Genomic DNA, 17,931 nt, shown 5'->3' with positions numbered 1-17,931 from the left:
GGCGGTGGGTCCGCACCCGGGGGAAGCGCGGGGTGTGCTTTCGGGCAGCGCGGGGTTCCCCGGCGTCGTCGACGGGGTCGCCCGGCCGTCCCTCAGATCAGCCCGTTGCGCAGCGCGTAGCCCACGGCGTGCGCCCGGTTGCGCAGTTGCAACCGGGTGATGACCTCGTGCAGGACGTTCTTGACGGTGCGTTCGGAGTACGAGGTCTTGCGGGCTATCTCCGCCGTGTCCAGGCCCTCCGACACCAGGCGCAGCATGTCCGCCTCGCGCGTGGTGAGGGTGGACAGGGACAGGGCCCCGGGGTCGAGCGCGGAGCGCTGGAGGCTGCCGACGTGGTTGAGCAGTTCGCCGAGCAGGTCGCCGGGCAGCATCCCCTCGCCGTTGCCCGTCGCCAGGACCAGGCGCAGCAGCTGGTCCTGGTCGGCCTCGTCGCGGCGCAGCACGGCCGCCACACCGCACTCGATGACGCGTTGCAGCCCGCCGGTCCCGAGGGTGCCTATCACCAGTCCGGTGCGGGTGGCGCTGTTGTGCCGCAGCCGGTTGAGGAGGGCGGCCACCTCGTCGTCGACGGTGTCGACCACCACCAGCGACACCTGGGCCGAGTCGGCGTCGTCGGCGTCGACCAGGTCGATCTCGGGGCGGTGCCGCAACTGCTGGACGACGCCCACCCGCAGCACGGGGTCGGCGGCGTAGACGGCCAGGGTCACCCTGGCCGGGCGCTCGGTGCGAGAGCCGTGGAGGACCGAGCCGGCCCGGACGGAGTCACGGGGTGCGGCATCGGACAAGGCGGATCTGTTCTCTTCCACGTGGAGCATGACTACCTGTTTCATGAGTCGGTGGGGGGTAAGGAATGCAAGGGGAGGCGATCACGGGGCGGGAGGTGCGCGGGAGGCGGCTCGCCACATTAAGGAGCCGCCGTTACAGGTGAGTTGACATTGGCCGGCCGGGCAGCGTCACTGCCCGCACGTTGCCCTCGCGTTCCTGGCCGCGCTTCGGGGCGCGCTCCTACGGTGGGGGCGTGACGCCTTCCACAGCCTCTTCCGGTCCCGGTGCGCCCGGCCTCGACATCCCGGCCGTGACGGTGACTCCGGGCGACACCGCCACCACCACCCTGACGGTGCGCAACGACAGCGACATCGTCGAGGCGTACGACCTGCGGGTCGTCGGGGACTGCGCCGCCTGGACCACGGTGGAACCGGCGCGCGTCTCCCTGTATCCCGGCACCTCCGAGACGGTGACGCTCCGTCTGGAGCCGCCGCGGTCCCCGGAGATCCGGGCCGGCGAGATGCCCCTCGGTGTGCGGGTGCTGCCCAACGAGCACCCCGACGCGGTGCGGGTCCTCGAGACCACCGTGCACATCGGGGAGTTCCACGAGCTCAAGACCGAGCTGTCCCCGCGCCGTCGGCGCGGCTGGCTGCGCGGCCGCTACCGGCTGGCCGTGCGCAACCAGGGCAACACCGCCGTGCAGGTGCGCTTCACCCCCGGACAGGCGGGTGAGGAGCTGGGGTTCGCCTTCGCCCCGGCGCAGCCGAAGCTGGAGCCCGGCGAGTCGGCGGAGGTCGGGCTGCGGGTCCGTACCGCCAAGCCGGTGTGGTTCGGCGACCCCGTGGTGTGGCCGTTCACCGTGGACACCACGGAGGCCGGCGAGCAGGAGGAGCCGGCGGAGGCCCGCTGGGACGATCCCGTCGTACGGCCGCCGCTGGACGCGGAGTTCGTCCAGATCCCGATCTTCCCCAAGTGGCTGCTGGTGCTGCTCGCCGCGCTGCTCGCGCTGTTGCTCGCCTGGTTCACGCTGGTCCGTCCCGCGGTGCGCAGCGCCGCCGAGGAGGCGGCCACCGAGGCGGTCCAGCCGCGGCCGACGCCGGCCGGGGAGCAGGAGGCCGGCGGAGGGTCCCCCGGCACCGGCGCGGACAGCCGGCCCGGAGGCGGCGGCCAGGAGTCGGGTGCGGGCGCGGAGGCGGGCGCTGCCGGGTCGGGCGGCGACGGGAGCGGTGCCCCGGCCGGGGGCGGGACCCTGGCCGGTGGCCAGCAGAGTTCGGCGACCATCGACCTGAAGACGGGCACCGGGGCGACCAGGACCGGCACCTACAAGGTGCCCGAGAACAGCGTCTTCGGGGTCACGGACATCGTCGTCGCCAACTTCCAGGGCGACGAGGGCGTGATGACGATCAGCTTCGGCGACCGCAAGATCACCACGATCGCGCTGGAGACGTTCCGCAACCAGGACTACCACTGGGTCACCCCCATCAAGATCTCCGAGAACGATACGGTGACCATCAACGTGACCTGCGCGAAGCCCGGTACTCCGGCGACGGGTCGTCAGGCTTCGGAGTGTCATGAGGTCTTGAACGTGAGCGGAGTGCTGAGCACCACCACGCAGTGAATCGGACGCTCTACCTCCGAACTCATCCTCAGCCAGCGGTGACCGAGTTCGTAAAGCGTCGAAAGGGTTTCGGCCTGAAATCGACAGCCTCGGTCTCAAAACCGGCATTCGACCACAGGAGCCCCGTAGGGCACAGGTCTTTGACGGAGTGGTGAAGCGGGCGGCGGGTCACACGATCCGCCGCCCGCGCGCGTCCGGCGCGGCCGCCGCGAGCCGCACACCGTGACGGCGGGCCGGCGGGCCGGCGGGCCGGCCGGGTGCGCTACGGGCGATCGGCTCCCGGGTTCCCGGACTTCCCCGTGCTGCCACCCGAGCCGTTGCCCGTGGCGCCGGAACCATTGCCCGAGTTGTCGCCCGCGGTGCCGGAACCGTTGCCCGAGCCGTTGCCCCCGGCGCCCGAGCCGTTGCCCGCCCTGCGCGTGGCGTTGTCGCCCGGGGCGCCGGAAGATCCGTTTCCGGACCGGTCGGCCGAACCGCCGTCCTTCCTCTCCGGCGCCGGGGTGCCGCCGGGCCGCTCCTCGGCCCCCGCCGTCCCTCCCTGCCGCCCGGCGCAGTAGGCGTCGACGTTCGCCGCACCGCCCGCCGCCTCCGTCAGCCGCTTCCAGGCCGTCGAGTCCAGCGCCTTGCCGCGCCCCCGTACCTCTTCGTAGGCGCGGCAGTGGGCCTCGGTCCCCCCGGCGGTCCCCGGGAGGCCCGGCCGTCCGATACCGGTGCCCGGGCCCGCGCCCGGACCCGCGGAGTCTTTGGTGGACGGGCCGGTGGTGCCGGGCGAGGGGGCGTGGGTGCGCCTGCCGTCCTCCGCCGGACCGTCCGTGGACGAGTCCGTCGCGCCGATGCCGGCGACCGCGACCCCGCTCAGGGTGAGACCGGCGACCACCACGGAGAGCGTGGCCTTCAGCGAGTGACGGCCGAACCGGCTCCGCCGGGCCCGCCAGTCGTCCCGGCTCCGGGTGCGCGCGCCCCGCGTCCCCGACTCCCGGGCGGCCAGGAACGCGGCGACGGCCCGCTGCTCGGCCCCGGCGTCCACGCCGCGGCGGATCAGCGCGGCGGCGAGCAGCGCCTCCAGGTCGGCGGCGTCGACGACCCGGCGCCCGCCGGTGACGGGATCCGGGCCGATGCGTCCGGACGGCGCGCCCCCAGGGTGCACACGCCGACGGCCGCCCGGCCCGCCGTCGTTCCGCCGTTCACCCATGCCCGATCCCGTCCCTGCTCGTTCCACCTGATCACACGCTGCCGACGCGGCCCGTCCGGCCCACCGCACCCGTACGGGCCGGACCCGCGGGCGGTACCTCCCGGACCGACGGATACGTTCCGCACGTCCGGCCCGTTCAGCCGGTGGCCCTGGGGGGCCGTCGTGGACCGCCGGGCGCGGACGGCCCGGGTCGCGCGTCGCCGCGCCGACCGCCGTGTCCGCCGTCCCGGCCGACGTTCATGTCGACTCACCCAGCGTCCGCGACGCCTCATCCGTCACACTCTCGGCGCCGAGCTGCTTCGCCAGCCGCTTCAGCCCCCGGTACGCGGCCGTCCGCACCGCGCCCGGCCGCTTGCCGAGGACGCGGGCGGCGGCCGGGCCGTCGAGGCCGACGACCACCCGCAGCAGCACGGCCTCGGCCTGGTCGCGCGGCAGCCCGCCGACCAGTTCGAGGGCGTACTCGGTGGACATGGCCTCCATGGCCTGGTCGTGGGTGCTCTGCGGCCCGGGCAGCTCCAGGACGTCCTGCTCCAGCACCGACGGCCGGGGCCGTACCCGCTGCCGGCGCAGATGGTCCAGCGCCCGGTGCCGGGCGATGGTCGCCGTCCAGCCCCGGAACCCGGCCCCGTCGCCCTTGAACCTCCCCAGGTCGCGGGCTATCTCCAGCCAGGCGTCCGACATCACGTCCTCGGCGTCGTCCCCGACGAGCCCGCGCACGTAGGCGAGCAGGCCGGGCTGTACGAGCCGGTAGGCCACGGCGAAGGCGGCCTCCTCCCCCTCCTGGGCCCGCGCGACGGCCGCGCCCAGTTCCCCGTCGTACGCCTGTGCGCGGCGGGGTTCCCCTCCGTGGCCCAAGAACCGTCCTCGTCCGTACCGGGCGCGTAGCGCACCGCTGTCGCTTGGCGTGACCACGCCGAACGCGCCCACACCCCCACGGTCATCAGCGTCCGGCGCCACGAAAGTGTCACAGCCCGTCACACGCCCCGTACGGCACCCGCGGGCGGGCGGTCCGCCCGCGCTCCCCGGCAACCGGGCGGCCGTCGGGCGGCGGTCGCCACGGGCCACGGACGCGGCGATCACCCCACGACCGGCCCGCGGATTCCGTACAGCCCTTCGCCTCCCGCACATCCATGGGGCCCACCGGGCCATGCGCGGGTCCGGCGACTCCCCGTGTGACGTCCGGCCCACCCCCGGTCCCGGAGGAGTGCCACCTGAGGGACAGACGGCGCCCACACAGGACCCCGACCGTCACACGCGCCGAGCTCCCGCGCCGTGCGAAACTCCGGCCGTCACAGGCGTCAGGCCCCCGCTCCGCCCGAAACCCCCACCACCCCAGACGTCAACCCCGCACACCGTCCGACGCGTCGCGGCACAGTAGGCGGAGGGAGCCGTCGCCCGTGTAGCAGCGGCGGGCCTCGTCGATGGGGTCCCAGAGGCGGCCGTCGGGGGTGCGGACCCAGTGGTCGCCCCCGGAGGACCACCACTCGCCGCCGGTCTGGCGGGCGATCACCTCGCCGGCGTAGGCGCCGAACCCGCGCAGCACCAGTTCCACGGCGGCGAGCGGGGCCGCCTCCTGGCGTATGTCCTCGATCATCCGGTCGACGCTCCACAGACTGCGCGCCGAGTAGTCGAGGCGCAGCCGTGCTCCTTCGCGCATCGCCGCCACCGCGTCCGCCGCCCAGCGGACCGGCTTGGTCGCGGCCGAGGGCCTGGTCTCCTGCTGTGTGGTCACAGTCGTCGCAGTCGTCACACCCTGCTAAGCGATCCGGCGAAGCGTTTCGTCACCCTGCTGCCGCGGGCGGCGGCTCAGCCGTCCCGGCGGCTGCGGCGGGACACCGCGGCGCGCAGGACCCGGCGTCCCTCCGTCGAGACCTCGAGGGCTCTGCGCAGGCCCGCCGGGCCGTGGGCGGTGAGGAGTTCCAGGACCGTGAGCTGGCGGCGCAGTTCGGCGGCGAGCAGCGGCGACAGGCCGTCGGAGCGTCCGTCACGGCGGGCGTCGGCGAGGCCCGAGTCGTCGGCGGCGCCGTCCAGCAGCCGGTGGATCCGCAGCGCGGCGACGGAGCAGCCGTCGGTCCACTCCCGCAGCCCGGCGGCGGACCACCCGGCGGGGGCGTCGGCGAGCATCCGGTGCGCGAGCGTCACGGCCTCGTCCGCGCCGGTGTCCACCGCGTCCAGCGCGCCCCGGACCTGCTCCAGCCGCTGGGCCCAGTCACCGGCGGGCGCGGCCGGGGAGAGGCTCGCCCACAGCGGCCGCAGCGCCTCGTCGTCGCCGCCCAGCAGCGGCACGCACCGATCCAAACAAGCCAGCCCGCTCACGGCCAGCCCGCGCTCGTCGGCCCGCTCGATCAGTTCCACCAGGCTCATCCACGCCCCCTCAGGGAATGTTCCCGGGCCCCCGAACGAGGCCCTCACGTGCCCCGTCCCTCACGGAGCCCGCATTTCCCCTTACTGCGTGCGACGGGCCAGGAGTGTCACAGGGGCACCACGCCGAGCCGGTCGAGGAGGCGGAAGAGCAGGTTTTCGGCCACCAGTTCGGGGTCGGCGGTCAGCACCTCGGCCAGGTCCTCGGCGGAGACGGTGTGCCCCGCCTCCTCGGCCCAGAAGACGGCCCGCTCGGCGGCGTCGGAGGGATCCAGGAAGTAGTCCTCCAGCGTGAGCCCCTCCCGCTGCCCCTCGAGGTAGCCGGCCATGCGGGCCCGCGCCAGGCAGGTCGTCCACGCCCCGCTCTCCGGCGACGCCGCCTCCACCACCACGCAGTCGCTGTTCATGACGTACCCGAAGAGCGCGGGCGCGCCGGTCTCCCGGGCCAGGTCGTTCATGTTCCCGATGTCGCCCCGGCCGTCCGGGTACTCCCACACCTGCCAGCCGCCGGGCGCCGAGGTGTGCAGGGTCATGCCCCCGGCCGCGCCGGCCAGCGTGTCCAGTTCGGCGAGCGGCCGCTCCCCGCGGCCCACGACGAAATACCCCCAGTAGCCCATGTGCCGGTGTTCCCCCCTGGTGTCGCGGTCGGTCCGTCAGAACACCACCACAGCCGTACGGGAGTCCGCAGCCGTATGCGGCAATCCGTCCCGCGGCACGGGCCCGTCCGGGGGCCGGTCAGTCCAGCCTGTCCGCCAGGTCCCGGAACCGCGCCCAGGACAGCTCCGGTTCGTCCGGGTCCCAGAGCTTCTGGACGGTCGCCCGCAGCGGCATCCTGATCCCGTCCGCGACCTGGTCCTGGGTCTGGGCCCCGGGGATGTCGCCCCAGACCGCGAAGGACCCGCCGAGGATCCGGTCGTCGTACCGCTCCGGGACGGCGGTGGTGCCGCGCAGCACCAGGGGTGTCCACTGCTCGTAGATCCGCTCGCCCGTCGGGTAGACGAAGGTCAGGGGCTCCCCGAGGACGTAGTAGAGGAACTCGTCGTTGTAGTTGACGACCTCGCGGCCCTCGCTCAGGTACTCCGCGGGCTGCCGGGCGCCGATCTCCTTGCCGGTCCAGTAGGCGACCCGGATGTCCTCGGCCGCCCGCACCGAGCCGCCCCGGAAGAAGCCGTCGTTCCAGGCGCGGGGCGTGCGGTCGTGGGCGCGGACGGTGGCGGCCCGGTCGTTGAGCCAGCCGGTGGTCAGGTCCTCCACGGTCGCGCCGGAGCCGTACTTCTCCCGCGCGGCGGCGGCAAGGCCCGGGAACGACGCCTCGGGGTCGGGGACCACCAGCGCCTGGTACTCGTCGCCGCCCAGGTGCCACTGCCCACCCGGGAAGAGCCCGGCGTACTCGTCCAGCAGGTCGTCGACGATCTCGGCGGACCCGGGCTTCGAGATGTCGATCGCGCCGCGTACCGCGCCCCCGTTCACGTCGCGCAGCTGGAGGTCCGGGTGGGCGGCGAGGACCGCACCGAGGTGTCCGGGCGAGTCGATCTCGGGGACGACGGTGATGTGCCGGCTCTCCGCGAGGTCGACGATCCTCTTCACCTGCGCCTTGGTCAGGTGGTCCGCGGACACGATCTCCGGGTGCGAGCCGGACTCGATACGGAAGCCCTGGTCGTCGGAGAAGTGCAGGCCGATCTCGTTGAACTTCAGATCGCCCAGCTCGCGGATCCGGTCCTCGATCCAGCCGGCGTCGTAGTGCTTGCGCGCGATGTCCAGCATCAGTCCGCGCCGCGGCTTGGCGGGCTCGTCGCGCACCACGCCCTCGGGGGCGGCGCCGGTCCCCCTGATCTCCTGCTTGAGGGTGCGGGTGCCGTAGAACGCGCCCGCCTCGCCGGGGGCGCTGACGGTCACCCGCCCGTCCCGCACGGTCATCGTGTACGACTCGGGGTTCGCGCCCGCGTCCCGGTTCAGCTCCAGCCGCAGGTCCCCGGCCCGCCGGTCGTCCTTCTCCCCCGCGTACGCCAGTCCCAGCTCGCCGGCTATCAGGCGTCCCTCGTCGGCCAGCGCGGGATCGTCCACGACCACCCGGTGGTCCTTCGCGGGGCGCCAGCCCGGACCGCGCTCCGCGGTGTGGTCGCGTACGGCGGGTATGGTGCGCGGCGTCCGCGACAGCGGGTAGGTGCGGCTGGGGCTCGGACTCGGGCTCTTCGCGGGGGAGGCCGCCGCCCGGCTCGCGGACGCGCCGTCGCCGTCGCCGTCCGAGGCCGTCCAGAGGCCGAGGCCCACGCCGGACGCGGCCACCAGCGCGCCCGCGGCGACGGCCACGACCGGCACCCACCGCCGCCGCGCCGCCCCCGCCCCCGTCACCGCGCGGCGCCCGTGCCGCCCGTGCCGCCCGTGCTCTCCGTGATGTCCGTGCTGCCTGTGCTGACTCACCCGGCCAACGTACGACCCGAACGGGTGAAGGGGGCGGATGAGCCGCCTTCAAACTCTGCCGTCCGGGTGAATTCGGGATACCGATCGGACACGTCTCGGACGCACTCGATAACGTGTCGTCACAACTCTCACAGCATCTTCCATCGACACATACGCGACGCCCACGAGGACCCACGCTGCCTGCGCACCGTCTCCCAGACCTCCCCGGCCGAGTCGCCATACCCGGGCAGTCCCGCGGCGCACCCGGCGCCCCGCCCGCGCTCGAGCGGTTCAACACCGCTCCCGCCGAGGACGCCGAGCGCGCCCTCCTGGCCTGCCTGCGCAGCCTGCGCTGGGCCCTGCGCCTCTCCGGCCACCGCCCCTACCCCGACCTGCCGTCCCTCCTGGCCGCCTCCGACGAGGCGGCGTACGACCTCTCCCCCGGGGAACTGACGGAGGCCCTGGCCGCCGAATCCCTCCCCGCCCTCCCCGACGGCACCTACTCCGCCGCCCACACGGCCCTGACCGCGGCCCACACGGCGTACGAGGCCAAGTTCGGCCACGTCTTCGTCATCTGCCTGGACGGCGTCCCCGAGGAGGAGGCCCTGGACCGGGTCCTGGAGAGCATCCGGTCACGATTGGCGAACGATCCGGACGACGAACGGGCGGTGGCGGCGGAAGAACTCCGCCGCCTGGCACGGGCCAGGCTGGTGAACATCCTCGGGTGAGCGCCCCCGGGGGCGCGGGGCCGCGACGGTCCGCGGCTCCGCCGCGCGAGCGCGACCAGCCACGACGGCGCCGTACCCGGCAAAAGACCGCATACCCCCACCACGGTGGCCGTCGATAGTCCGTAAGCGTGCCAGTTCGATCACACCGGCAGGCCCCCTGTCAGTGCCGCGGACATCCGTCGCTACGATGCTGAGGGCCGGTGGACCGTACCCGGCCGGGCCCGACCGACAAGGAAAGCCGGCGCGGCCCCGAACCCCGCTCCCGGAGGAAACTTCCGTGCCGGCTGGAACGCTGTACCGCGGCCGGGAAGGAATGTGGTCCTGGGTGGCTCACCGAGTCACCGGCGTCCTCATTTTCTTCTTCCTGTTCGTTCACGTGCTGGACACCGCCCTCGTGCGGGTGTCCCCCGAGGCCTACGACACCGTCGTGGCCACGTACAAGACGCCGATCGTCGCGCTGCTGGAGTACGGCCTCGTCGCCGCCATCCTGTTCCACGCGCTCAACGGCCTGCGTGTCATCGCCGTCGACTTCTGGGTCAAGGGCGCCCGCTACCAGAAGCAGATGCTCTGGACCGTCGTCGCCATCTGGGTCGTGCTGATGCTCGGGGCGATCTACCCCGTCCTCGGCCACGCCGCTCGTGAACTGTTCGGGAGCTGACACCCATGTCCACGACTGACACCACCGCCTCGGGCATCGGCCCCGTCGAGGGCGCCTCGCTCTACTCCGTCGACAACCCGGCGCCGGTCATCGAGCCCCCGCGCAAGCGGACCAAGAAGACCCCGAAGGCCACCCGTGGCAACTTCGAGCTGGCCGCCTGGCTGTTCATGCGCCTGTCCGGCGTCGTCCTGGTCGTCCTCGTCATCGGCCACCTGCTGATCCAGCTGGTCCTCGACGGCGGCGTCTCCAAGATCGGCTTCGCCTTCGTGGCCGGCCGCTGGGCCTCGCCGTTCTGGCAGGTCTGGGACCTGCTGATGCTGTGGCTGGCGATGCTGCACGGCGCCAACGGCCTGCGCACGGTCATCAACGACTACGCGGAGCGGCCGAACACCCGGCTGTGGCTCAAGGGCCTGCTCTACACCGCCACGGTGTTCACCATCCTGCTGGGCACGCTGGTGATCTTCACCTTCGACCCGAACATCCGCTAGGCACGGGGCTGCGAGAACTATGAAGATCCACAAGTACGACACCGTCATCGTCGGCGCCGGTGGCGCCGGCATGCGCGCGGCCATCGAGTCGACCAAGCGCAGCCGCACCGCCGTCCTGACCAAGCTCTACCCCACCCGCTCCCACACGGGCGCCGCGCAGGGCGGCATGGCCGCCGCGCTGGCCAACGTGGAGGAGGACAACTGGGAGTGGCACACCTTCGACACGGTCAAGGGCGGTGACTACCTGGTCGACCAGGACGCCGCCGAGATCCTGGCGAAGGAGGCCATCGACTCCGTCCTCGACCTGGAGAAGATGGGCCTGCCGTTCAACCGGACCCCGAACGGCACCATCGACCAGCGCCGCTTCGGCGGTCACAGCCGCAACCACGGCGAGGCCCCGGTCCGCCGCTCCTGCTACGCGGCCGACCGCACCGGTCACATGATCCTCCAGACGCTGTACCAGAACTGCGTCAAGGAGGGCGTGGAGTTCTTCAACGAGTTCTACGTCCTGGACCAGCTGATCACCGAGGTCGACGGCGTCAAGAAGTCCGCCGGCGTGGTCGCGTACGAGCTGGCCACCGGCGAGATCCACGTCTTCCAGGCGAAGGCCGTGATCTACGCGTCCGGCGGCACCGGCAAGTTCTTCAAGGTGACGTCGAACGCGCACACGCTGACCGGTGACGGCCAGGCCGCCGTGTACCGGCGCGGGCTGCCGCTGGAGGACATGGAGTTCTTCCAGTTCCACCCGACCGGCATCTGGCGCATGGGCATCCTGCTGACGGAGGGCGCCCGCGGTGAGGGCGGCATCCTGCGCAACAAGGACGGCGAGCGCTTCATGGAGAAGTACGCGCCGGTCATGAAGGACCTCGCCTCGCGTGACGTCGTCTCGCGCTCCATCTACACGGAGATCCGCGAGGGCCGCGGCTGCGGTCCCGAGGGCGACCACGTCTACCTGGACCTCACGCACCTCCCGCCGGAGCAGCTCGACGCCAAGCTGCCCGACATCACGGAGTTCGCGCGGACCTACCTCGGCATCGAGCCGTACACGGACCCGATCCCGATCCAGCCGACCGCGCACTACGCGATGGGCGGCATCCCGACCAACGTCCAGGGTGAGGTCCTCGCGGACAACACCACCGTCGTGCCGGGTCTGTACGCGGCCGGCGAGGTCGCCTGCGTCTCCGTGCACGGCGCCAACCGCCTGGGCACCAACTCGCTGCTGGACATCAACGTCTTCGGCAAGCGGGCCGGCATCGCGGCGGCGGAGTACTCGCAGAAGGCCGACTTCGTCGAGCTGCCGGAGGACCCGGAGTCGTTCGTCGTCGGGCAGATCGAGCGGCTGCGGTCCTCCACCGGCAACGAGCGGGTGGCCACCATCCGCCGTGAGCTGCAGGAGACCATGGACGCCAACGTCATGGTGTTCCGCACCGAGCAGACGATCAAGACGGCGGTCGAGAAGATCGCCGAGCTGCGCGAGCGCTACAAGAACGTCGCCATCCAGGACAAGGGCAAGCGGTTCAACACGGACCTGCTGGAAGCGATCGAGCTGGGCAACCTGCTGGACCTCGCCGAGGTCATGGCGGTGTCGGCCCTCGCCCGCAAGGAGTCCCGCGGCGGTCACTACCGCGAGGACTATCCGAACCGCGACGACGTCAACTTCATGCGCCACACGATGGCGTACCGCGAGGTCGGCGCCGACGGCACCGAGACCGTCCGTCTGGACTACAAGCCGGTCGTCCAGACCCGCTACCAGCCGATGGAGCGTAAGTACTGATGGCTACCCCTGTTCTGGACAAGGCGGACGCGGCCGGTTCCCCCGAGCCCGGTTTCGCCGACTCCCCGTACATCACCGTCACGATGCGGATCCGCCGGTTCAACCCGGAGGTCTCGGCGGAGGCGGTCTGGGAAGACTTCCAGCTGGAGATCGACCCCAAGGAGCGTGTCCTCGACGCGCTGCACAAGATCAAGTGGGACCTGGACGGCACGCTGACCTTCCGCCGTTCCTGCGCCCACGGCATCTGCGGCTCCGACGCCATGCGGATCAACGGCAAGAACCGCCTGGCGTGCAAGACGCTGATCAAGGACATCAACCCCGAGAAGCCGATCACGGTCGAGGCCATCAAGGGCCTGACGGTCCTCAAGGACCTGGTCGTGGACATGGAGCCGTTCTTCCAGGCGTACCGGGACGTGATGCCCTTCCTGATCACGAAGGACACCAACGAGCCGACGCGCGAGCGGCTGCAGTCCGCCGAGGACCGCGAGCGCTTCGACGACACGACCAAGTGCATCCTGTGCGCCGCGTGCACGTCGTCGTGCCCGGTGTTCTGGAACGACGGGCAGTACTTCGGCCCGGCGGCCATCGTCAACGCGCACCGCTTCATCTTCGACTCGCGTGACGAGGCCGGCGAGCAGCGCCTGGAGATCCTCAACGACCGCGACGGCGTCTGGCGCTGCCGCACGACCTTCAACTGCACGGACGCCTGCCCGCGCGGCATCGAGGTCACGAAGGCGATCGCGGAAGTGAAGCGCGCGCTGATCACGCGTCGCTACTGAGGTACGTCGTTCGTTCACGTCCGTGAGGGCCCCGTCTCCGCTGGAGACGGGGCCCTCTGGCATATGCCACCCGTTGGGGTGAAGCCTCCGGAAGAGTGTCGCGAGCATCATGCGGTCCGCATGAGGATGCTTCAGGTTCCAGCCCCGAGGAGGCACGCATGCCCGCGACATCCGGCGACCAGCGCCACAACGAGCGTCCGCTGACCGCGTGGGTGAATCATCTTGAGGACCGCTGTCCGGGATGCCGCTTCGAGATCATCGAAGGCCAGATCCTCGTGTCTCCGCTGCGGGACGGCACGCACTCCCACATCCTGACCGACTTCATGGTCACCTTCATCGCGGCGGGGCTGGCCGACGGTGACACGGAGGTCGTCCAGGGCATCGGGCTCTGGCTGCCCACCGGTGTCGAGGACTACGCCGTCCCGGACCTCTCGCTGGTGAACACGGACATCGACAGGCATCTCGTCGAGAACAACTGCTACGACCCGGCCTGCTTCAGGCTCGTCCTCGAGGTCACCTCGGAGAACTGGGCGGCCGACCTCAGGACCAAGGTCGCCGCCTACGCCGAGGCCAAGGTCCCCGTCTACGTCGTCGTCGACCGCGAGCACCAGCGCCTCCACGTCCTGACCGACCCTGCGGGAGGCAAGTACGCCACCCACCGCACCCACTCCCCCGGCCAGCAGGTCACCCTCCCCGACTCGATCGGCGCCAAGGTCACCCTGGACGTGACCGAGATCCTTCGGGCGGGACAGCCCCGCACGTCCGACTGAGCCGCACACAGAGCACGGCCGATTCGTGACGCAGCCCACTGCGCCCTTGAGTTGAACACGTTCAAAAGATGGGTCTAGAGTCTCTCCTGTCAGCGTTTTGAACGTGTTCAAGAAGGGCTGGGGGACATGGACCGTACGGTCATCGCCTATGTCATCTACCTGGTGGTCAGCATCGGGCTGACCGTGTGGGTGGCTCGCACGCTCAGCAGCAACGGGCGGATCTTCCTGTCCGACGTGCTGCACGGCAACGAGAAGCTCGCCGACGCCGTCAACCACCTCCTGGTGGTCGGCTTCTACCTCGTCAACCTCGGGTTCGTCGCGCTGTACCTGAGCGACGACGAGACGATCACCGACACGCGCGGCATCTTCGAGGCCCTGTCCACCAAGCTCGGCGTGGTGCTGCTGGTGCTCGGCGTGATGCACCTGGGCAACGTGTACGTGCTCAACAAGATCCGGCGGCGCGGGGTGATGGAGCGGGAGCAGGTCCCGCCGGTGCCGCCGCAGGGCTGGGCGGCCCCGGCGGCCCCGCAGGCCGGGGCGTGAGCGGCGTGGCAACCGCACACGGGGACCGGGACGCCGCGCGCGTCCCGGTCCGCCGGCTCACCGTGCTGTACGACGCCGAGTGCTCCCTGTGCGCCTTCGTACGGGACTGGCTGGTGCGCCAGCCCCAGCTGGTGCCCCTGGAGCTGGTCCCGGCGGCCTCGGAGGCGGCGCGGGCCCGCTTCCCCGGCCTCGACCACGCCTCCACCCTGGAGGAGATCACCGTGGTCGGTGACGGCGGGCAGGTGTACCGGGGCGCCGCCGCCTGGGTCGTCACCCTGTGGGCGCTGCGCGAGTACCGGCGGCTGGCCCACCGGCTGAGCACCCCGTCCGGCGCCCTGCTCGCCAAGGGCGCGGTGCTGGCCGCCGCCAAGTGGCGCGGGGCGGTGTCCGGGTGGGGCGGCGGCGTGTACCGCCGGGGCGACGGGTGGACGTACGATCCGCGCGACGGCTGGAGCTACACCGCGCCGGGCTGCGGCGCGGGCACCTGCACCGCCCCGTAGGGCGGGCCCTCCCTGGCGTTAGGCTCCTTCCGTGCCCGCGAAGAACGACGGCCCCGGCGACGGCGCCACCCTCAGCAAGTCCGAGCAGACCCGCGCCCTGATCCTGGAGACCGCCATGCGGCTCTTCCAGGAGCGCGGGTACGACAAGACGACCATGCGGGCCATCGCCAAGGAGGCGGGGGTCTCCGTCGGCAACGCGTACTACTACTTCGAGGGCAAGGAACACCTGATCCAGGGCTTCTACGACCGGATCGCCGCCGAGCACCAGGTGGCCGTCCGGGAGGTCCTGCGCCGGGAGACCGACCTGGAGGCCCGGCTCGCGGGCGTGCTGAAGGCGTGGCTGGACATTGCCACGCCGTACCACGAGTTCGCGGTGCAGTTCTTCAAGAACGCCGCCGACCCGGACAGCCCGCTCAGCCCCTTCTCCCCCGAGTCGGAGCACGCGCGCGTGGAGGCGATCAGCGTCCACCGCGCGGTGCTCGCCGGGACGAAGGGCAAGGTGCCCGAGGAGCTGCGGGACATCCTGCCCGAGCTGATGTGGCTGTCCCAGATGGGGCTCGTCCTGTACTGGATCTTCGACCGCACCGAGGGCCGGGAGCGCAGCTACCGGCTGGCCGAGCGCGGCGCCCGGATCACCGCGCGGGGCATCGCCCTGGCCCGTTTCCGGGTGCTACGGCCCCTGGTGCGCGAGGTGCACGAACTGTTCACGGAGTTCCTGCCCGGGATGACCAAGGCGCTCCCCGACCCGGCGAGGAAGGGGAACGGGGCGCCCGCCGGCGACGGGCGCCCCGACGCCGTCAGTTGACGGCGTCCACCTCACCGGGCACGAGTTCCACGTCGTGCGTCAGGGGACCGTCCGTCACGGTCACCTGGGCCGCGCGGGAGCCGAGCGAGGCCGCCGTGGCCGCGAGCAGATAGGTGCCCGGAGCCGGCACGGAGACGATGTACGCGCCGTCGGCGAGGGAGACCACGCGGTCCAGTTGACGGCCGCCCGAGGTCAGCAGGGTGACGGCCGCGCCCTCGACGGGTTCGCCGTCGGCGGTGCGGACGAAGCCGTGGACCACCGAGGAGGGGCCCTCGTCCCGGGCGGGGACCCGCTCGGCCGCCACGGCCTCCTCCTCCTTCGGTTCGACCGCCAGGTGCGGCAGCCGCTTCTCCAGACCGGCCGGCAGCCACCAGTTGGACTTCCCGAGCAGGTGCATCACGGCCGGCACCAGTGCCGTACGGAGGATGAACGCGTCCAGGGCGACCGCGGCGGCCAGCCCCACGCCCGCCATGGCGGCGCCGTAGTCGCCGCTGAGCACGAAGGCGAGGAAGACGCAGACCATGATCAGGGCCGCGGAGTTGATGACGCGGCTGGTCTCCGCGAGGCCGACGCGCACCGCGCGGGCGTTGTCCCGGGTGTGCACCCACTCCTCGTGCATCCGGCTCACCAGGAACACCTGGTAGTCCATGGAGAGCCCGAACAGCAGCGACAGCATGATGATCGGCAGGAAGGACGCGATGGGGCCCTCCTCGCCGAGGCCCAGCAGGTCCAGGCCGTAGCCCCACTGGAAGATCATCACCAGGACGCCGAAGGAGGCCGCCGCCGCGAGCAGGTTCATCACGGCGGCCGTCAGCGGCACCACCAGGGAACGGAACGCGAGCAGCAGGAGCAGGAAGCCCAGGCCGATGATCGTGCCGATGAACAGCGGCAGCCGCTCGCCGGTCACCGTCGCGAAGTCCTTGGACACCGCGGTCACCCCGCCGACGTGGGCCTCGACGCCCGCCTCCGGGATGACGTCGTCGCGCAGGGTGTCGATGAGCCGGTCCGTCTCCGCGTCCTGCGGGGAGGTGGCGGGGACGACCTGGATGACGGTGACGCCGTTCGCGGGCGGTACGGCGGCGACCTGGGCGACGCCCTCGGTCTCCTTCAGGACGGTCACCAGGTTGTCGGACGCCTCGCCGTCCACGACCACCTGGAGCGGGCCGTTGAAGCCGGGTCCGAAGCCCTCGGCGAGCAGGTCGTAGGCCTTCCTGGTGGTCATGGAGGCGTCGTCGTTGCCCTGGTCCACGGTGCCCAGGCGCAGCGACAGCAGCGGGACCGCGAGCGCCGCCATCAAAACCACGGCGAGGACGGCCACGGACCGCGGGCGGCGCTGGACGCCGGCGGACCAGCGCGCGGCGAGACCGCTCGTCGTCTCGGTCCGCGGGCCCTGCTCCGCGAGCCCGCGGCGCTGGCGGCGGCTGAGCACCCGGTGGCCGAGCAGGCCGAGCAGCGCGGGCAGCAGGGTGACGGCGGCGAGCACGCTCAGCACGACGGTGAGGGTGGTGCCGATGACCACGCCGTCCAGGAACCGCAGGTTCGTCACCAGCATCCCGGCGAGCGCGATGCACACCGTGCCGCCCGCGAACAGCACCGCGCGGCCGGAGGTGTTGAGGGCGGTGACCGCCGCCTCCTCCGGGTCGGCGCCGCGCAGGATGCCGCGCCGGTGCCGGGTGACGATGAACAGGGCGTAGTCGATGCCGACGCCGAGGCCGATCAGCGTGGACAGCAGCGTGGCGAGTTCGGGGACGTTGGTGACGTGGCTGAGCAGCTGCGTGCCGAACATGCCGGTGCCGACGCCGAAGACGGCGACCACGATCGGCAGCAGCATCGCGAAGAGCGACCCGAAGGCCACGAACAGCACGACGGCGGCGGCCAGGATGCCGACCAGTTCGGCGGTGCCCGTCGGCGGTTCCTGGACGCGTGTGATGGCCTGGCCGCCCAGCTCCACCTGGAGCCCGTCGCGCGCGGCGTCCTGCGCCGTGTCGACGACGTCCTGGACCAGCTCCTTCGGCACGGCGTCCGCCTGCTCGGCGAACGTGACCTGCGCGTAGGCGATCCGCCCGTCCTCGCTGATCTGCGCCGCGCCCTGCTCGCCGTAGGGGTTGGTGACGGCGCCGACGCCCTCCATGCGTCCGATCTCCGTCAGCGCCGGCTCGATCCGGGACCGTACGGAGTCGTCCCGCACGGAGCCCTCGTCGACCTTCCACACCACGGTGTCGGTGTCGCCGGCGCGTTCCGGGAACGCCCGCTCCATCAGGTCGTACGCCCGCTTGGAGTCGGTGTCCGGCAGCGAGAAGACCTCCGCGTAGTTCGTGCCCGCGCTGCTCGCCGAGACCCCCAGTCCGAGCAGCGCCCCCACCCACAGCAACAGGACCACCAGCCGATGCCGATAGCACCAGCGTGCCAATACCGCCACTTCAAGCTCCTTCGTCGCTCGGTCGGTCCCCCAGGTCCTGGGCAGCAGCATCGACGGCGGCACCCGCGCGGGGACACGACCGGCGCGGGACTCTCAAGGAACTCCAAAGAGAAGTCCCGTACGTCCACGGG

General features: G+C 72.0%; 18 protein-coding genes. 10 read left to right on the top strand and 8 right to left on the bottom strand.

Annotated features, from left to right (window positions below):
- Window positions 1–92: 92 nt before the first annotated feature.
- A complete protein-coding gene (locus ACH5AO_RS08960; RefSeq protein WP_398923287.1) occupies window positions 93–785 on the bottom strand; it encodes a LuxR C-terminal-related transcriptional regulator in 693 nt (230 codons plus the stop codon).
- A 233-nt stretch (window positions 786–1,018) separates the two neighbouring features.
- Here ACH5AO_RS08960 and ACH5AO_RS08955 point away from each other — a divergent pair, with 233 nt between their 5' ends.
- Entirely contained in the window at window positions 1,019–2,383 is a 1,365-nt protein-coding gene (locus ACH5AO_RS08955; RefSeq protein ID WP_398923285.1) for a hydrolytic protein, read from the top strand.
- A gap of 262 nt (window positions 2,384–2,645) precedes the next feature.
- On the opposite strand, the gene ACH5AO_RS08950 is transcribed toward ACH5AO_RS08955, so the two are convergent.
- From ACH5AO_RS08950 to ACH5AO_RS08925, 6 genes are all read right to left on the bottom strand, one after another.
- The gene (locus ACH5AO_RS08950; RefSeq protein ID WP_398923283.1) at window positions 2,646–3,575 is read right to left on the bottom strand and encodes a hypothetical protein; all 930 of its coding nucleotides are present in this window, start codon (window positions 3,573–3,575) and stop codon (window positions 2,646–2,648) included.
- Window positions 3,576–3,812: 237 nt separating this feature from the next.
- Entirely contained in the window at window positions 3,813–4,430 is a 618-nt protein-coding gene (locus tag ACH5AO_RS08945) for an RNA polymerase sigma factor (protein WP_398923281.1), read from the bottom strand.
- A 484-nt stretch (window positions 4,431–4,914) separates the two neighbouring features.
- Window positions 4,915–5,307 carry a hypothetical protein gene (locus ACH5AO_RS08940; RefSeq protein WP_398923279.1) on the bottom strand — a complete coding sequence of 131 codons (393 nt, stop codon included), beginning with the start codon at window positions 5,305–5,307 and terminating at the stop codon, window positions 4,915–4,917.
- Between the two features lie 74 nt (window positions 5,308–5,381).
- On the bottom strand, window positions 5,382–5,939 hold the full coding sequence (locus ACH5AO_RS08935; RefSeq protein ID WP_398923277.1) for a hypothetical protein: 558 nt from the start codon (window positions 5,937–5,939) through the stop codon (window positions 5,382–5,384).
- Window positions 5,940–6,046: 107 nt separating this feature from the next.
- Complete coding sequence (locus ACH5AO_RS08930) at window positions 6,047–6,553, bottom strand: hypothetical protein (RefSeq protein ID WP_398923275.1); 507 nt, start codon at window positions 6,551–6,553, stop codon at window positions 6,047–6,049.
- Between the two features lie 118 nt (window positions 6,554–6,671).
- Complete coding sequence (locus ACH5AO_RS08925; RefSeq protein WP_398923637.1) at window positions 6,672–8,255, bottom strand: glycoside hydrolase family 20 protein; 1,584 nt, start codon at window positions 8,253–8,255, stop codon at window positions 6,672–6,674.
- A gap of 215 nt (window positions 8,256–8,470) precedes the next feature.
- Between ACH5AO_RS08925 and ACH5AO_RS08920 the strand changes: the two genes are divergently transcribed.
- From ACH5AO_RS08920 to ACH5AO_RS08880, 9 genes are all read left to right on the top strand, one after another.
- The gene (locus ACH5AO_RS08920) at window positions 8,471–9,064 is read left to right on the top strand and encodes a 2-oxo-4-hydroxy-4-carboxy-5-ureidoimidazoline decarboxylase (protein WP_398923273.1); all 594 of its coding nucleotides are present in this window, start codon (window positions 8,471–8,473) and stop codon (window positions 9,062–9,064) included.
- Between the two features lie 277 nt (window positions 9,065–9,341).
- Window positions 9,342–9,722 (top strand): succinate dehydrogenase, cytochrome b556 subunit, encoded by a 381-nt coding sequence (gene sdhC / locus ACH5AO_RS08915; protein WP_085571045.1) that lies wholly within the window; start codon window positions 9,342–9,344, stop codon window positions 9,720–9,722.
- A gap of 5 nt (window positions 9,723–9,727) precedes the next feature.
- A complete protein-coding gene (locus tag ACH5AO_RS08910; RefSeq protein WP_398923271.1) occupies window positions 9,728–10,210 on the top strand; it encodes a succinate dehydrogenase hydrophobic membrane anchor subunit in 483 nt (160 codons plus the stop codon).
- A gap of 19 nt (window positions 10,211–10,229) precedes the next feature.
- On the top strand, window positions 10,230–11,984 hold the full coding sequence (gene sdhA / locus ACH5AO_RS08905) for a succinate dehydrogenase flavoprotein subunit (protein ID WP_398923269.1): 1,755 nt from the start codon (window positions 10,230–10,232) through the stop codon (window positions 11,982–11,984).
- Window positions 11,984–12,763: a succinate dehydrogenase iron-sulfur subunit gene (locus ACH5AO_RS08900; RefSeq protein WP_030829816.1), complete on the top strand. Its 780-nt coding sequence runs from the start codon at window positions 11,984–11,986 to the stop codon at window positions 12,761–12,763. The genes sdhA and ACH5AO_RS08900 overlap by 1 nt, the downstream gene beginning before the upstream one ends.
- 158 nt (window positions 12,764–12,921) lie before the next feature.
- The gene (locus tag ACH5AO_RS08895) at window positions 12,922–13,533 is read left to right on the top strand and encodes a Uma2 family endonuclease (RefSeq protein WP_398923267.1); all 612 of its coding nucleotides are present in this window, start codon (window positions 12,922–12,924) and stop codon (window positions 13,531–13,533) included.
- A 126-nt stretch (window positions 13,534–13,659) separates the two neighbouring features.
- A complete protein-coding gene (locus tag ACH5AO_RS08890) occupies window positions 13,660–14,076 on the top strand; it encodes a hypothetical protein (RefSeq protein ID WP_398923265.1) in 417 nt (138 codons plus the stop codon).
- Window positions 14,073–14,576 carry a thiol-disulfide oxidoreductase DCC family protein gene (locus tag ACH5AO_RS08885; protein WP_398923263.1) on the top strand — a complete coding sequence of 168 codons (504 nt, stop codon included), beginning with the start codon at window positions 14,073–14,075 and terminating at the stop codon, window positions 14,574–14,576. Before ACH5AO_RS08890 ends, ACH5AO_RS08885 begins: the two co-directional genes overlap by 4 nt.
- Window positions 14,577–14,607: 31 nt before the next feature.
- Complete coding sequence (locus tag ACH5AO_RS08880) at window positions 14,608–15,381, top strand: TetR/AcrR family transcriptional regulator (protein ID WP_398923261.1); 774 nt, start codon at window positions 14,608–14,610, stop codon at window positions 15,379–15,381.
- Here ACH5AO_RS08880 and ACH5AO_RS08875 read toward each other — a convergent pair.
- Window positions 15,374–17,791, bottom strand: coding sequence for an MMPL family transporter (locus ACH5AO_RS08875; RefSeq protein WP_398923635.1), 2,418 nt, complete (start codon window positions 17,789–17,791; stop codon window positions 15,374–15,376). The two genes, ACH5AO_RS08880 and ACH5AO_RS08875, sit on opposite strands and share 8 nt — an antisense overlap.
- Window positions 17,792–17,931 lie beyond the last annotated feature (140 nt).

The sequence above is a fragment of the Streptomyces sp. NPDC018964 genome (assembly GCF_044390325.1).
Taxonomy (GTDB): domain Bacteria; phylum Actinomycetota; class Actinomycetes; order Streptomycetales; family Streptomycetaceae; genus Streptomyces.
Note: the sequence above shows the minus strand (reverse complement) of the source record. Positions and strands in the feature narration are given on the sequence as shown.